General features: G+C 58.9%; 12 protein-coding genes and 1 tRNA gene. All 13 read left to right on the forward strand.

All coding sequences use genetic code 11. The annotated features are described in order from the left end of the window. The first annotated feature begins 51 nt into the window (after nucleotides 1-51). Nucleotides 52-127: transfer RNA gene (locus PCLY_RS02080), tRNA-Trp, on the forward strand. A gap of 42 nt (nucleotides 128-169) precedes the next feature. Next, a complete protein-coding gene (secE, locus tag PCLY_RS02085; protein ID WP_061237594.1) occupies nucleotides 170-538 on the forward strand; it encodes a preprotein translocase subunit SecE in 369 nt (122 codons plus the stop codon). Nucleotides 539-547: 9 nt separating this feature from the next. Further along, complete coding sequence (gene nusG / locus PCLY_RS02090; protein WP_061237595.1) at nucleotides 548-1,081, forward strand: transcription termination/antitermination protein NusG; 534 nt, start codon at nucleotides 548-550, stop codon at nucleotides 1,079-1,081. Between the two features lie 119 nt (nucleotides 1,082-1,200). Next, entirely contained in the window at nucleotides 1,201-1,632 is a 432-nt protein-coding gene (rplK, locus tag PCLY_RS02095; protein WP_021488823.1) for a 50S ribosomal protein L11, read from the forward strand. Beyond that, a complete protein-coding gene (rplA, locus tag PCLY_RS02100; protein ID WP_061237596.1) occupies nucleotides 1,632-2,327 on the forward strand; it encodes a 50S ribosomal protein L1 in 696 nt (231 codons plus the stop codon). Before rplK ends, rplA begins: the two co-directional genes overlap by 1 nt. A 212-nt stretch (nucleotides 2,328-2,539) precedes the next feature. Next, nucleotides 2,540-3,040: a 50S ribosomal protein L10 gene (rplJ, locus tag PCLY_RS02105; RefSeq protein ID WP_003463333.1), complete on the forward strand. Its 501-nt coding sequence runs from the start codon at nucleotides 2,540-2,542 to the stop codon at nucleotides 3,038-3,040. Between the two features lie 80 nt (nucleotides 3,041-3,120). After that, nucleotides 3,121-3,489, forward strand: a complete 369-nt coding sequence (gene rplL, locus PCLY_RS02110; protein ID WP_061237597.1) for a 50S ribosomal protein L7/L12 — start codon at nucleotides 3,121-3,123, stop codon at nucleotides 3,487-3,489. Nucleotides 3,490-3,710: 221 nt separating this feature from the next. Further along, nucleotides 3,711-7,784 (forward strand): DNA-directed RNA polymerase subunit beta, encoded by a 4,074-nt coding sequence (rpoB, locus tag PCLY_RS02115; protein WP_061237598.1) that lies wholly within the window; start codon nucleotides 3,711-3,713, stop codon nucleotides 7,782-7,784. Between the two features lie 63 nt (nucleotides 7,785-7,847). Then, the gene (rpoC, locus tag PCLY_RS02120; protein ID WP_061237599.1) at nucleotides 7,848-12,047 is read left to right on the forward strand and encodes a DNA-directed RNA polymerase subunit beta'; all 4,200 of its coding nucleotides are present in this window, start codon (nucleotides 7,848-7,850) and stop codon (nucleotides 12,045-12,047) included. Nucleotides 12,048-12,193: 146 nt separating this feature from the next. Continuing rightward, nucleotides 12,194-12,565: a 30S ribosomal protein S12 gene (rpsL, locus tag PCLY_RS02125; RefSeq protein ID WP_004373429.1), complete on the forward strand. Its 372-nt coding sequence runs from the start codon at nucleotides 12,194-12,196 to the stop codon at nucleotides 12,563-12,565. 104 nt (nucleotides 12,566-12,669) lie between these two features. Next, entirely contained in the window at nucleotides 12,670-13,140 is a 471-nt protein-coding gene (gene rpsG, locus PCLY_RS02130; RefSeq protein WP_003246741.1) for a 30S ribosomal protein S7, read from the forward strand. Between the two features lie 30 nt (nucleotides 13,141-13,170). Continuing rightward, nucleotides 13,171-15,318 carry an elongation factor G gene (gene fusA / locus PCLY_RS02135; RefSeq protein WP_061237600.1) on the forward strand — a complete coding sequence of 716 codons (2,148 nt, stop codon included), beginning with the start codon at nucleotides 13,171-13,173 and terminating at the stop codon, nucleotides 15,316-15,318. 30 nt (nucleotides 15,319-15,348) lie between these two features. Then, on the forward strand, nucleotides 15,349-15,597 hold a 249-nt coding region (locus PCLY_RS02140; RefSeq protein WP_231740097.1), incomplete at its 3' end, for a GTP-binding protein.

Genomic DNA, 15,597 nt, shown 5'->3' on the forward strand with positions numbered 1-15,597 from the left:
GGTTGATCTGTTCCTCTCAGGCCGGCATAATGGTCGGCCTGATTTTGCTTTAGGTCAGTAGCTCAATTGGCAGAGCGGCGGTCTCCAAAACCGCAGGTTGGGGGTTCGATTCCCTCCTGACCTGCCATTTTCTAACGAATCTGGCGTGTCTTTCACAGGATCCTCTCGAATGAATGTTAAGGCTGAAGCCAAAGACTCTCGCTTTGATCTGGTCAAGTGGCTGGTTGTCGCTGCCCTGGTTGTTGTGGGTGTCGTAGGTAATCAGTACTTCTCTGCTGAGCCGGTTCTGTATCGTGTTCTGGGTCTGGTTGCATTGGGTGCTGCTGCTGCTTTCGTGGCATTTCAAACTGCTCGTGGTCAGGCCTTTGCGGTATTGCTGAAAGAAGCCCGCGTCGAGATTCGTAAAGTTGTTTGGCCGACCCGCCAGGAAACCACTCAGACGACCCTGATCGTCGTGGCGGTGGTTCTGGTAATGGCGCTGCTGCTGTGGGGGCTCGATTCCCTGCTCGGTTGGCTTGTTTCCCTGATTGTTGGTTAAGGGTGTCTCGTGGCTAAGCGTTGGTACGTCGTGCATGCATACTCGGGTTACGAGAAGCATGTCATGCGCTCGCTCATCGAGCGCGTGAAACTGGCTGGTATGGAAGAAGACTTTGGCGAGATTCTCGTTCCCACTGAAGAAGTGGTCGAGATGCGCAACGGTCAGAAGCGCAAAAGTGAGCGCAAGTTCTTCCCTGGCTATGTTCTGGTGCAGATGGAAATGAACGAGGCGACTTGGCACTTGATCAAGGATACGCCGCGCGTCATGGGCTTCATTGGTGGTACTGCCGACAAGCCGGCACCGATCACCGAGAAGGAAGCTGAAGCCATCCTGCGTCGTGTTGCCGATAGCGGTGACAAGCCCAAGCCGAAAACACTGTTCGAGCCGGGCGAAATGGTACGAGTTGTCGATGGCCCGTTCGCCGATTTCGGTGGTGTGGTCGAAGAAGTGAATTACGAGAAGAGCCGCATCCAGGTTGCTGTGACTATTTTTGGTCGCTCCACCCCGGTCGAGCTGGAGTTCAGTCAGGTCGAGAAGGCATAACTGACATAAGCATCCCTCACCCCGCAGCCTTAGGCTGCGGGGTTTTGTCGTCACTGGGATAAATGCGTAAGTAACCTCGGGGAGCCGTCAGGCGTTCGAACCCGAAATTGGAGTAGCTAATGGCTAAGAAAATTCAGGCTTATATCAAGCTGCAGGTTAAAGCCGGTCAGGCAAACCCGTCGCCACCCGTTGGTCCGGCTCTGGGTCAGCACGGTGTGAACATCATGGAATTCTGCAAGGCGTTCAACGCCAAGACTCAGGGCATGGAACCTGGTCTGCCGACTCCTGTGATCATCACTGTTTACAGCGACCGCAGCTTCACCTTTGAAACCAAGAGCACCCCGGCATCGGTACTGCTGAAGAAGGCCGCCGGCCTGTCCAGCGGTTCCGCTCGTCCGAACACCGTCAAAGTAGGCACCGTTACCCGTGCTCAGCTGGAAGAGATCGCCAAGACCAAACAGGCTGATCTGACTGCCGCTGACCTGGATGCGGCCGTGCGCACCATCGCCGGCTCCGCTCGTAGCATGGGCCTGAACGTGGAGGGTGTGTAATGGCTAAGTTGACCAAGCGCCAAAAGGCCATCGCGGCCAAGGTTGAAGCCGGCAAGGCTTACACCTTCGAAGAAGCTGCCGGCCTGCTGGCCGAGCTGTCTGCTGTCAAGTTCACCGAGTCCTTCGACGTTGCTGTGAACCTGGGCGTAGACCCGCGTAAATCCGACCAGGTTGTACGTGGTGCCACCGTTCTGCCGAACGGCACTGGCAAATCCGTACGCGTTGCCGTGTTCACCCAGGGTCCGGGCGCTGAAGCTGCTCTGGCTGCCGGTGCTGACAAGGTTGGTATGGATGAGCTGGCTGCCGAAATGAAGGCTGGCGATCTGAACTACGACGTGGTCATCGCTTCCCCGGACGCCATGCGTGTTGTTGGCCAACTGGGTCAGGTACTGGGCCCGCGCGGTCTGATGCCGAACCCGAAAGTCGGCACCGTGACTCCGGACGTTGCGACCGCTGTCAAGAACGCCAAGGCTGGTCAGGTACGTTTCCGTACCGACAAGAACGGCATCATCCACACCTCCGTTGGCAAGGTCGGCTTCGAAGCCGCTGCGCTGAAGCAGAACGTGGAAGCCCTGCTGTCTGACCTCAAGCGTCTGAAGCCGTCCACCTCGAAAGGTATCTACGTCAAGCGTGTGACCCTGAGCACCACCATGGGTCCGGGTCTGATCATCGATCAGGCTTCGCTCGACGCGTAAGTGATTGGGTCGGCGGCGTGCGCGCCGCCGGCTTTGAAAGATTGGGGTCCCTGCCTGGCGGGGGCTATCCAAGACCGTAGGTGACAGTTGTTTTAAACGTCAGGCTTGCCTGATGGCCTACGCAGATGGTGCTCCCGATTCGTTACCGAATCAGACACCAAAACGCCGCCGAACTTCGGTTCAGCGAAACGGTAAAAACCAGGAGTAAACCCGTGGCAATTAAACTCGAAGACAAGAAGGCCATCGTCGCTGAAGTCAACGAGGCTGCCAAAGCCGGTCTGTCCGCTGTCGTGGCTGATGCCCGTGGCGTGACCGTCGGCGCAATGACCGGACTCCGTAAAGAGGCCCGCGAAGCTGGTGTGTACGTGAAAGTCGTGCGTAACACCCTGCTCAAGCGCGCCGTTGAAGGCACTCAGTTCGACGTGCTCAACGACGTGTTCAAAGGCCCGACCCTGATCGCTTTCTCCAACGAACACCCGGGCGCTGCTGCTCGTCTGTTCAAGGAGTTCGCCAAGGGTCAGGACAAGTTCGAGATCAAGGCAGCTGCGTTCGAGGGCAAGTACCTCGCAGCAAACCAGATCGACGTACTGGCAAGTCTGCCGACCCGCGACGAGGGCATCGCCCAGCTGATGAGCGTTATTCAAGGCGCCACCAGCAAACTCGCTCGCACTCTGGCAGCTATTCGCGACCAGAAAGAAGCTGCTGCTGCCTAAGGCGGCGTGAGCACTTTCGAAATCAAACGTTTAATTTGATGGTCGCGTAGGCCGTCACCCCAATACAGGAATTGATAGTCATGTCTCTGACTAACGAGCAAATCATCGAAGCAATCGGCCAGAAATCCGTTATGGAAATCGTTGAGCTGATCAAAGCGATGGAAGAAACCTTCGGCGTTACCGCCGCTGCTGCCGTTGCCGCTGGCCCGGCTGCCGCTGCTGCCGCTGTTGAAGAGCAGACCGAGTTCAACGTCGTTCTGACTGAAGCTGGCGACAAGAAAGTGAACGTGATCAAGGCCGTTCGCGAGCTGACCGGTCTGGGCCTGAAAGAAGCCAAGGAGAAGGTTGACACCGCTCCTCAGGTCGTCGCTGAAGGTCTGACCAAAGAAGCTGCTGAAGACGCCAAGAAGAAGCTGGAAGAAGCTGGCGCCAAGGTCGAGCTCAAGTAAGTTCGCACCTTGCGTCTACAGCCCGAGCGACTCGCACAAGGCTGATGGCTGGTGGCTTTTGCCACCGGCCTTTTTCCGTTCTAGGTTGGCTGTTCGTCAGTCAGCCTGGAGCTGGAAAGATCCCGCCAAAGAGGCGGCCGCAAACCGAGGGTTTGCACGATTTTCTGGTCACCGCCGCCGGCGTTGGCCAAATAAGCAGGTGACCAAGCTGGGGAACGCTGATGGCTTACTCATACACTGAGAAAAAACGTATCCGCAAGGACTTTAGCAAGTTGCCGGATGTCATGGATGTGCCTTACCTCCTGGCCATCCAGCTGGATTCGTATCGCGAATTCCTGCAGCAAGGGGTGAGCAAGGAACAGTTCCGTGACATCGGCCTGCATGCGGCCTTCAAATCCGTATTCCCGATCATCAGCTACTCCGGCAATGCCGCTCTGGAGTACGTCGGCTATCGCCTGGGCGAGCCTGCGTTCGACGTCAAGGAGTGCGTCCTGCGTGGCGTGACCTTCGCCGTACCGCTGCGCGTGAAAGTCCGTCTGATCATTTTCGACAAAGAGTCGTCGAACAAAGCGATCAAGGACATCAAGGAGCAGGAAGTGTACATGGGCGAGATTCCGCTCATGACCGAGAACGGTACCTTCGTTATCAACGGTACCGAGCGTGTGATCGTTTCCCAGCTGCACCGTTCGCCGGGTGTGTTCTTCGACCACGACCGTGGCAAGACCCACAGCTCGGGCAAGCTGCTGTACTCCGCGCGCATCATTCCTTACCGCGGTTCCTGGTTGGACTTCGAGTTCGATCCGAAGGACGCGGTATTCGTGCGTATCGACCGTCGCCGTAAACTGCCGGCGTCCGTTTTGCTGCGCGCGCTCGGCTACAGCACCGAAGAAGTGCTCGATGCCTTCTACGACACCAACGTCTACCACGTTAAGAACGAAGGCCTGAGCCTGGAGCTGGTGCCGCAGCGTCTGCGTGGTGAAGTCGCAGTCCTGGACATCAAGGACGGCAGCGGCAAGGTGATCGTGGAGCAGGGCCGTCGTATCACTGCCCGCCACATCAACCAGCTGGACAAGGCTGGCATCAAAGAGCTGGACGTTCCGCTCGAATACGTCATTGGCCGTACCACTGCCAAGGCTATCGTGCACCCGGCTACTGGCGAGATCATCGCCGAGTGCAACACCGAGCTGACCGCCGACCTGCTGGTCAAGATGGCCAAGGCCCAGGTTGTCCGCTTCGAGACCCTGTACACCAACGACATCGATTGCGGCCCGTTCATCAGCGATACGCTGAAGATCGACGGCACCACCAATCAGTTGGAAGCGCTGGTCGAGATCTACCGCATGATGCGTCCTGGCGAGCCGCCAACCAAGGATGCTGCCGAGACGCTGTTCAACAACCTGTTCTTCAGCGCCGAGCGTTACGATCTGTCCGCCGTTGGTCGCATGAAGTTCAACCGTCGTATCGGCCGTACCGAGATCGAAGGTTCGGGCGTGCTGTCGCGTGAAGACATCGTTGCCGTGCTCAAGACCCTGGTCGACATCCGCAACGGCAAAGGCATCGTCGATGACATCGACCACCTGGGTAACCGTCGCGTGCGTTGCGTCGGCGAGATGGCCGAGAACCAGTTCCGCGTTGGCCTGGTGCGCGTAGAGCGCGCGGTCAAGGAGCGTCTGTCGATGGCCGAAAGCGAAGGCCTGATGCCGCAGGACCTGATCAACGCCAAGCCGGTTGCGGCGGCGGTGAAGGAGTTCTTCGGTTCCAGCCAGCTCTCGCAGTTCATGGACCAGAACAACCCGCTCTCCGAGATCACCCACAAGCGCCGCGTTTCCGCGCTCGGCCCAGGTGGTCTGACCCGTGAGCGCGCGGGCTTCGAAGTCCGCGACGTACACCCGACCCACTACGGCCGCGTGTGCCCGATCGAAACGCCGGAAGGTCCGAACATCGGTCTGATCAACTCGCTGGCTGCCTACGCCCGCACCAACCAGTACGGCTTCCTGGAAAGCCCGTACCGCGTGGTCAAGGAAGGTCAGGTCACCGACGAGATCGTGTTCCTGTCCGCTATCGAAGAAGCCGATCACGTGATCGCTCAGGCGTCCGCGACCCTGAACGACAAGGGTCAGCTGATCGACGAGCTGGTTGCCGTACGTCACCTGAACGAATTCACCGTCAAGGCGCCGGAAGACGTCACCCTGATGGACGTGTCGCCGAAGCAGGTAGTCTCGGTTGCCGCCTCGCTGATTCCGTTCCTCGAGCACGACGACGCCAACCGTGCACTCATGGGTTCGAACATGCAGCGTCAGGCTGTGCCGACCCTGCGCGCCGACAAGCCGCTGGTAGGTACCGGCATGGAGCGCAACGTCGCCCGTGACTCCGGCGTCTGCGTCGTGGCCCGTCGTGGTGGTGTGATCGACTCGGTCGATGCCAGCCGTATCGTGGTTCGTGTCAACGATGACGAGGTCGAAACTGGCGAAGCCGGTGTCGACATCTACAACCTGACCAAGTACACCCGCTCCAACCAGAACACCTGCATCAACCAGCGTCCGCTGGTGAGCAAAGGTGACAAGGTTGCGCGCAGCGACATCATGGCTGACGGTCCGTCCACCGACATGGGTGAACTGGCGCTGGGTCAGAACATGCGCGTTGCGTTCATGCCGTGGAACGGCTTCAACTTCGAAGACTCCATCTGCCTGTCCGAGCGTGTGGTTCAGGAAGACCGCTTCACCACCATCCACATTCAGGAACTGACCTGTGTGGCGCGTGACACCAAGCTCGGCCCAGAGGAAATCTCCTCTGACATCCCGAACGTGGGCGAAGCTGCGCTGAACAAGCTGGATGAAGCCGGTATCGTCTACGTCGGCGCCGAAGTCGGCCCGGGCGACATCCTGGTCGGTAAGGTCACTCCGAAAGGCGAGACCCAGCTGACTCCGGAAGAAAAACTGCTGCGTGCGATCTTCGGTGAGAAGGCGTCTGACGTTAAGGACACCTCCCTGCGTGTGCCGACAGGCACCAAGGGTACCGTCATCGACGTACAGGTCTTCACCCGTGACGGTGTCGAGCGCGACAGCCGCGCCCTGGCCATCGAGAAGCAGCAACTGGACGAGATCCGCAAGGATCTGAACGAAGAGTTCCGCATCGTCGAAGGCGCGACCTTCGAGCGTCTGCGTTCGGCGCTGGTTGGCGCTATCGCTGAAGGCGGCGCTGGTCTGAAGAAAGGCACCGCAATCACCGACGAGTTCCTCGACGGTCTGGAGCGTGGCCAGTGGTTCAAACTGCGCATGGCCGACGACGCCCTGAACGAGCAGCTGGAAAAGGCTCAGGCCTACATCTCCGACCGCCGTCAGATGCTCGACGACAAGTTCGAAGACAAGAAGCGCAAGCTGCAGCAGGGCGATGACCTGGCGCCGGGCGTACTGAAGATCGTCAAGGTCTACCTGGCCATCCGCCGTCGCATCCAGCCGGGTGACAAGATGGCCGGTCGTCACGGTAACAAGGGTGTCGTCTCGGTGATCATGCCGGTCGAAGACATGCCGCATGACGCCAACGGTACTCCGGTCGACATCGTACTGAACCCGCTGGGCGTACCGTCGCGTATGAACGTCGGTCAGATCCTCGAAACCCACCTCGGCCTGGCGGCCAAGGGCCTGGGTGAGAAGATCAACCGCATGCTCGAAGAGCAGCGCAAGATCGCTGAGCTGCGCAAGTTCCTCGCCGAGATCTACAACGAGATCGGTGGTCGTCAGGAAAACCTCGACGAGTTCTCCGATACCGAGATCCTCGAGCTGGCGAAGAACCTCAAAGGCGGTGTACCGATGGCGACTGCCGTGTTCGACGGCGCCAAGGAAACTGAGATCAAGGCCATGCTGAAGCTGGCTGATCTGCCGGAGAGCGGCCAGATGCGTCTGTTCGACGGTCGTACCGGTAACCAGTTCGAGCGCCCGACTACCGTCGGTTACATGTACATGCTGAAACTGAACCACCTGGTGGACGACAAGATGCACGCCCGTTCCACTGGTTCCTACAGCCTGGTTACCCAGCAGCCGCTGGGTGGTAAGGCGCAGTTCGGTGGTCAGCGCTTCGGGGAGATGGAGGTCTGGGCGCTGGAAGCCTATGGCGCCGCCTACACCCTGCAGGAAATGCTGACCGTGAAGTCGGACGATGTGAACGGCCGTACCAAGATGTACAAGAACATCGTGGATGGCGATCACCGTATGGAGCCGGGCATGCCCGAGTCCTTCAACGTACTGATCAAAGAGATCCGTTCGCTCGGCATCGATATCGATCTGGAAACCGAATAACACGACGTGAATCGGCAGCGGGGCTAGTCCAGCTCGCTGCCCGCTCCGCCAGGAGGAAAGGCCTTGAAAGACCTACTGAATTTGCTGAAAAACCAGGGTCAGATCGAAGAGTTCGACGCCATCCGTATCGGGTTGGCCTCGCCTGAGATGATCCGTTCGTGGTCGTTCGGTGAAGTTAAAAAACCGGAAACCATCAACTACCGTACCTTCAAGCCAGAGCGCGACGGCCTGTTCTGCGCCAAGATCTTTGGCCCGGTCAAGGACTACGAGTGCCTGTGCGGCAAGTACAAGCGCCTCAAGCACCGCGGTGTGATCTGCGAGAAGTGCGGCGTTGAAGTGGCCCTGGCCAAGGTTCGTCGTGAGCGCATGGCGCACATCGAACTGGCCTCGCCGGTCGCCCACATCTGGTTCCTCAAGTCGCTGCCGTCCCGTATCGGCCTGCTGATGGACATGACCCTGCGTGACATCGAGCGCGTGCTCTATTTCGAGAGCTACGTGGTGATCGATCCGGGCATGACCACCCTCGAGAAGGGTCAGCTGCTCAACGACGAGCAGTACTTCGAAGCCCTCGAAGAGTTCGGTGACGACTTCGACGCCCGCATGGGTGCCGAGGCCGTTCGCGAGCTGCTGCACGCCATCGACCTGGATCACGAGATCGGCCGCCTGCGCGAAGAGATTCCGCAGACCAACTCCGAGACCAAGATCAAGAAGCTGTCCAAGCGCCTGAAGCTGATGGAAGCCTTCAAGGACTCCGGCAACCTGCCGGAGTGGATGGTGCTGACCGTTCTGCCAGTTCTGCCGCCGGATCTGCGTCCGCTGGTACCGCTGGACGGTGGCCGCTTCGCAACGAGCGATCTGAACGATCTGTATCGCCGCGTGATCAACCGTAACAACCGTCTCAAGCGCCTGCTCGATCTGTCGGCGCCGGACATCATCGTGCGCAACGAAAAGCGCATGCTGCAGGAAGCGGTCGACGCTCTGCTCGACAACGGCCGTCGCGGTCGCGCCATCACTGGCTCGAACAAGCGTCCGCTGAAGTCGCTGGCCGACATGATCAAAGGTAAGCAAGGTCGCTTCCGTCAGAACCTGCTCGGTAAGCGCGTGGACTACTCCGGTCGTTCCGTAATTACCGTGGGCCCGACCCTGCGTCTGCATCAGTGCGGTCTGCCGAAGAAGATGGCTCTGGAGCTGTTCAAGCCGTTCATTTTTGGCAAGCTGGAAATGCGTGGTCTGGCGACCACCATCAAGGCCGCCAAGAAGATGGTCGAGCGCGAGCTGCCGGAGGTTTGGGACGTTCTCGCTGAAGTGATCCGCGAACACCCCGTACTGCTCAACCGCGCACCGACCCTGCACCGTCTGGGCATCCAGGCGTTCGAACCGGTACTGATCGAAGGTAAAGCGATCCAGCTTCACCCGCTGGTCTGCGCCGCGTACAACGCCGACTTCGACGGTGACCAGATGGCCGTTCACGTGCCGCTGACCCTGGAAGCTCAGCTCGAAGCGCGCGCGCTGATGATGTCGACCAACAACATCCTCTCCCCCGCCAACGGCGAGCCGATCATCGTGCCGTCGCAGGACGTGGTACTGGGTCTGTACTACATGACCCGTGAAGCGGTGAACGCCAAGGGTGAAGGCCGCGTCTTCGCCGACCTGCAGGAAGTCGACCGCGTGTTCCGCGCCGGCGAAGCGTCCCTGCACGCCCGCGTGAAAGTGCGTATCAACGAAACCATCAAAGAGAAAGATGGTTCGATCACCAAGAACACCCGCATCGTCGACACCACTGTCGGCCGCGCGCTGCTGTTCCAGATCGTACCGGCCGGCCTGTCTTATGACGTGGTCAACCAGTCGATGAAGAAGAAGGCGATCTCCAAGCTGATCAACCAGTGCTACCGCACCGTGGGTCTGAAGGACACCGTCATCTTCGCCGACCAGCTGATGTACACCGGTTTCGCCTACTCGACCATCTCCGGTGTGTCGATCGGCGTGAACGACTTCGTCATCCCGGATGAGAAGGCGCGCATCATCGACGCCGCCACCGAGGAAGTGAAGGAAATCGAATCGCAGTACGCCTCCGGCCTGGTTACCCAGGGCGAGAAGTACAACAAGGTGATCGACCTCTGGTCGAAGGCCAACGATGAGGTCTCCAAGGCGATGATGGCCAACCTCTCGAAAGAGCCGGTTGTCGATCGCGAAGGCAAGACCGTCGAGCAGGAGTCCTTCAACTCCATGTACATGATGGCGGACTCCGGTGCGCGTGGTAGCGCCGCCCAGATCCGTCAGCTGGCCGGTATGCGTGGTCTGATGGCCAAGCCGGACGGTTCCATCATCGAGACGCCGATCACCGCGAACTTCCGCGAAGGTCTGTCGGTTCTGCAGTACTTCATCTCCACCCACGGTGCACGTAAAGGTCTGGCCGATACCGCACTGAAGACCGCGAACTCCGGTTACCTGACTCGTCGTCTGGTCGACGTGGCTCAGGATCTGGTGGTGACCGAGATCGATTGCGGCACCGAGCAGGGTCTGCTGATGACTCCGCACATTGAAGGCGGCGACGTGGTCGAGCCGCTGGGTGAACGCGTTCTGGGTCGTGTGATCGCCCGTGACGTGCCGAAACCAGGCACCGACGAGATCATCGTTCCGGCCGGTACCCTGATCGACGAGCAGTGGGTCGAGTTCATCGAGCTGAACAGCGTCGACGAAGTGGTCGTGCGTTCGCCGATCACCTGCGAAACCCGCTACGGTATCTGCGCCAAGTGCTACGGTCGCGATCTGGCCCGTGGTCACCGCGTCAACATCGGTGAGGCGGTCGGCGTTATCGCTGCCCAGTCCATTGGTGAGCCGGGTACCCAGCTGACCATGCGTACCTTCCACATCGGTGGTGCTGCAAGCCGTACCTCGGCTGCCGACAGCGTCCAGGTGAAGAACGGTGGTGCGATTCGTCTGCACAACCTCAAGCACGTCGAGCGTGTGGACGGCAACCTGGTAGCGGTTTCCCGCTCCGGTGAGCTGGCTGTTGCCGACGAGTTCGGTCGTGAGCGCGAGCGCTACAAGCTGCCGTACGGTGCCGTGATTTCCGTGAAGGAAGGTGACAAGGTCGACGCTGGCGCCATCGTCGCCAAGTGGGACCCGCACACCCACCCGATCGTGACCGAAATGAAGGGTGTCGTGACCTTCGTCGGCATGGAAGAGGGCATCACCATCAAGCGTCAGACCGACGAATTGACCGGTCTGACCAACATCGAGGTTCTCGATCCGAAGGATCGTCCTGCTGCTGGCAAGGACATTCGTCCGGCCATCAAGATGGTCGACACCAACGGCAAGGAACTGCTGCTGCCGGGTACCGACGTTCCCGCTCAGTACTTCCTGCCTGCCAACGCCCTGGTCGGCGTGGCGGACGGTGCGCAGATCGCGGTCGGTGACGTTATCGCCCGTATCCCGCAGGAAACCTCGAAGACCCGCGACATCACCGGTGGTCTGCCGCGCGTTGCTGACCTGTTCGAAGCCCGTCGTCCGAAGGAGGCTTCGATCCTGGCAGAAATCAGTGGCACCATCAGCTTCGGCAAGGAGACCAAAGGCAAGCGTCGTCTGGTCATCACGCCGACCGATGGCAGCGATCCGTACGAGGAGCTGATTCCGAAGTGGCGTCACCTGAACGTCTTCGAAGGCGAACAAGTGAACCGCGGCGAAGTTATCTCCGACGGTCCGAGCGATCCGCACGACATCCTGCGTCTGCTGGGCGTCAGCGCGCTGGCCAAGTACATCGTCAACGAGATCCAGGACGTGTACCGCCTGCAGGGCGTGAAGATCAACGACAAGCACATCGAGACCATCCTGCGTCAGATGCTGCGCAAGGTTGAAGTCAGCGAGTCCGGCGATTCGTCCTTCATCAAAGGCGACCAGATGGAGCTCACCCAGGTTCTGGGCGAGAACGAGCGTCTGGCCGAAGAGGACAAGTTCGTCGCCAAGTACACCCGCGTACTGCTGGGTATCACCAAGGCGTCGCTGTCCACCGAGTCGTTCATCTCGGCAGCGTCCTTCCAGGAAACCACTCGCGTCCTCACCGAGGCGGCGGTTACTGGCAAGCGCGACTACCTGCGTGGTCTGAAAGAGAACGTGGTCGTGGGTCGTCTGATCCCGGCCGGTACCGGTCTGGCCTATCACAGCGAGCGCAAGCGCAAGCGTGAAGCTGACAAGCCGGTACGTGTCAGCGCCAGTGAAGTGGAAGCCGCACTGACCGAAGCGCTGAACTCCAGCGGAAATTGAGTCGAAGCCTCGCTAGTTCGCTAGCGGGGCTTTGCCTTGACTGGGGGTGTGAGTCTCTTTAGACTCATGCACCCCTAAATTTGGCAGGGCGCTTGGCTCTGCCATCTTTATTTGTGAGCGTCGAAAGACAACAGTGGAGCTAGTAGATGGCAACTATCAACCAGCTGGTACGTCAGCCGCGTAAGCGTATCGTCGAGAAATCCGACGTGCCTGCGCTGCAGAACTGCCCGCAGCGTCGTGGCGTGTGCACCCGCGTGTACACCACCACGCCGAAAAAACCTAACTCGGCACTGCGTAAAGTGTGCCGCGTGCGTCTGACCAACGGCTACGAAGTTTCTTCGTACATCGGCGGTGAAGGCCACAACCTGCAAGAGCACAGCGTCGTGCTGATCCGTGGCGGTCGTGTAAAAGACCTTCCGGGTGTGCGCTACCACACCGTGCGTGGTTCGCTGGATACCTCCGGCGTCAAAGACCGTAAGCAGGGTCGTTCCAAGTACGGTACCAAGCGTCCGAAATAAGGCCGCTTGATCCTTTTTATTTAGTTGAGTCGATAAGAGTAAGGTCGGGCGCGGCATTAGCCGTTGGTCCCGAGCTAACCTGAAGACCGTTTGAGGGCTTATCAATGCCAAGACGTCGTGTAGCAGCCAAGCGTGAGATTCTGGACGATCCGAAATACGGAAGCCAGATCCTCGCCAAATTCATGAACCACGTGATGGAAAGCGGCAAGAAGGCCGTGGCCGAGCGCATCGTTTACGGTGCTCTGGACACTGTCAAAGCACGCAAGAACAGCGATCCCCTGGAGATCTTCGAGAAAGCTCTCGACGCCATCGCTCCGCTGGTCGAAGTCAAGTCCCGCCGTGTAGGCGGTGCTACCTACCAGGTTCCGGTCGAAGTTCGCCCGTCCCGTCGTAACGCTCTGGCCATGCGCTGGCTGGTGGACTACGCGCGCAAGCGCGGTGAGAAGTCCATGGCTCTGCGCCTGGCTGGTGAGCTGCTGGATGCTGCTGAAGGCAAAGGCGCTGCTGTCAAGAAGCGTGAAGACGTGCACCGTATGGCTGAAGCCAACAAGGCTTTCTCGCACTACCGCTTCTAATTCCGGCTCCACTAACCTTGCGAGGGCTTTATGGCTCGTAATACAGCAATTAACCGCTACCGTAATATTGGTATCTGTGCCCACGTTGACGCGGGCAAGACCACCACTACCGAGCGGATCCTGTTCTACACAGGCCTGAGCCACAAGATGGGCGAGGTGCATGATGGCGCCGCGACCACCGACTGGATGGTTCAGGAGCAGGAGCGTGGTATTACCATTACCTCCGCTGCTATCACCACCTTCTGGAAAGGTTCGGTTGGTCAGTACGACAACTACCGCGTAAACGTCATCGATACCCCCGGTCACGTTGACTTCACCATTGAAGTAGAGCGCTCGCTGCGCGTACTCGACGGTGCTGTCGTTGTGTTCTGCGGTACTTCGGGCGTTGAGCCGCAGTCGGAAACCGTATGGCGTCAGGCCAACAAGTACGGTGTTCCGCGCGTTGTCTACGTGAACAAGATGGACCGTCAGGGTGCTAACTTCCTGCGCGTCGTCGGTCAGATCAAGAACCGTCTGGGTCACACTCCGGTGCCAATCCAGCTGGCCATCGGTGCAGAAGAGAACTTCGAAGGTCAGGTCGATCTGATCAAGATGAAGGCCATCTACTGGAACGATGATGACAAGGGTACTACCTATCGTGAGGAAGAAATTCCTGCCGAGCTGGTGGACCTGGCCAACGAGTGGCGCTCGAACATGGTTGAGGCTGCTGCCGAAGCCAACGAAGAGCTGATGAACAAGTACCTTGAAGAAGGCGACCTGTCCGTCGAAGACATCAAGGCTGGTCTGCGCGCTCGTACTCTGGCGAGCGAGATCGTTCCGGCTGTCTGCGGCTCCTCGTTCAAGAACAAGGGTGTTCCCCTGGTTCTCGACGCCGTTATCGACTTCCTGCCTGCTCCGACCGAGATCCCTGCAATCAAGGGTATTCACCCGGATCTGGCTGACAAGCCGAAAGAAGAGATCGCCGAAGCCGATTACGACGAGCGTCATGCAGACGACAACGAGCCGTTCTCGGCTCTGGCGTTCAAGATCGCTACCGACCCGTTCGTCGGTACTCTGACCTTCGTTCGCGTCTATTCGGGCGTTCTGGAGTCTGGCCAGTCGGTCATCAACTCCGTGAAGGGCAAGAAAGAGCGCGTTGGTCGTATGGTGCAGATGCACGCCAACCAGCGTGAAGAGATCAAAGAAGTGCGCGCTGGTGACATCGCTGCTCTGATCGGCATGAAGGACGTCACCACTGGTGAAACCCTGTGCGATCCGGACAAGCAGATCATCCTGGAGCGTATGGACTTCCCGGAGCCGGTTATCTCGGTAGCTGTTGAGCCGAAAACCAAGGCTGACCAGGAGAAGATGGGTATCGCTCTGGGCAAGCTGGCCCAGGAAGACCCGTCGTTCCGCGTCAAGACCGACGAAGAGACTGGTCAGACCATCATCTCCGGTATGGGTGAGCTGCACCTGGACATCCTCGTTGACCGCATGAAGCGCGAGTTCAACGTCGAGGCCAACATCGGTAAGCCGCAGGTTTCCTACCGTGAAACCATCACCAAGGACGCTGTCGAGATCGAAGGTAAGTTCGTTCGTCAGTCCGGTGGTCGCGGTCAGTTCGGTCACTGCTGGATTCGCTTCTCGACTCCGGACGTGGACGACAAGGGCAACATCACCGAAGGTCTGGTGTTCACCAACGAAGTTGTGGGTGGTGTGGTTCCGAAGGAATACATCCCGGCGATCCAGAAGGGTATCGAAGAGCAGATGAAGAACGGCGTCGTTGCCGGCTATCCGCTGATCGGCCTGAAGGCTACCGTGTTCGATGGTTCCTACCACGACGTCGACTCCAACGAGATGGCGTTCAAAATCGCTGCCTCCATGGCGACCAAGCAGCTGGCCCAGAAGGGCGGCGGTAAGGTGCTTGAGCCGATCATGAAGGTAGAAGTGGTGACTCCTGAGGACTACATGGGTGACGTGATGGGTGACCTGAACCGTCGTCGTGGTCTGATCCAGGGTATGGAAGATTCGGTCTCCGGTAAGGTAATCCGTGCCGAAGTTCCGCTGGGCGAGATGTTTGGTTACGCTACCGACGTTCGTTCCATGTCCCAGGGTCGCGCCAGCTACTCCATGGAATTCTCCAAGTACGCAGAGGCTCCGGCGAACATCGTCGAAGCGCTGGTTAAAAAACAAGGCTAATCCCGCCCTTTAAGTAAGAGGTTTACTGTCGTGGCTAAGGAAAAATTCGAACGTAACAAACCGCACGTCAACGTCGGCACCATCGGTCACGTTGACCACGGTAAAACCACTCTGACTGCTGCTCTGACCCGCGTCTGCTCCGAAGTATTCGGTTCGGCCAAGGTCGATTTCGACAAGATCGATAGCGCGCCGGAAGAGAAGGCTCGTGGTATCACCATCAACACTGCACACGTAGAGTACGATTCCAACATTCGTCACTACGCGCACGTTGACTGCCCG

It is taken from the genome of Ectopseudomonas composti, assembly GCF_001567565.1.
GTDB lineage: Bacteria > Pseudomonadota > Gammaproteobacteria > Pseudomonadales > Pseudomonadaceae > Aquipseudomonas > Aquipseudomonas composti_A.

Bases quoted from the DNA above. Each gene is read 5' to 3' on its own strand.
- secE (WP_061237594.1), top strand. From the start codon at position 170: ATGAATGTTAAGGCTGAAGCCAAAGACTCTCGCTTTGATCTGGTCAAG.
- rplK (WP_021488823.1), top strand. From the start codon at position 1,201: ATGGCTAAGAAAATTCAGGCTTATATCAAGCTGCAGGTTAAAGCCGGT.
- rplA (WP_061237596.1), top strand. From the start codon at position 1,632: ATGGCTAAGTTGACCAAGCGCCAAAAGGCCATCGCGGCCAAGGTTGAA.
- rplL (WP_061237597.1), top strand. From the start codon at position 3,121: ATGTCTCTGACTAACGAGCAAATCATCGAAGCAATCGGCCAGAAATCC.
- rpoB (WP_061237598.1), top strand. From the start codon at position 3,711: ATGGCTTACTCATACACTGAGAAAAAACGTATCCGCAAGGACTTTAGC.
- rpsL (WP_004373429.1), top strand. From the start codon at position 12,194: ATGGCAACTATCAACCAGCTGGTACGTCAGCCGCGTAAGCGTATCGTC.
- rpsG (WP_003246741.1), top strand. From the start codon at position 12,670: ATGCCAAGACGTCGTGTAGCAGCCAAGCGTGAGATTCTGGACGATCCG.
- fusA (WP_061237600.1), top strand. From the start codon at position 13,171: ATGGCTCGTAATACAGCAATTAACCGCTACCGTAATATTGGTATCTGT.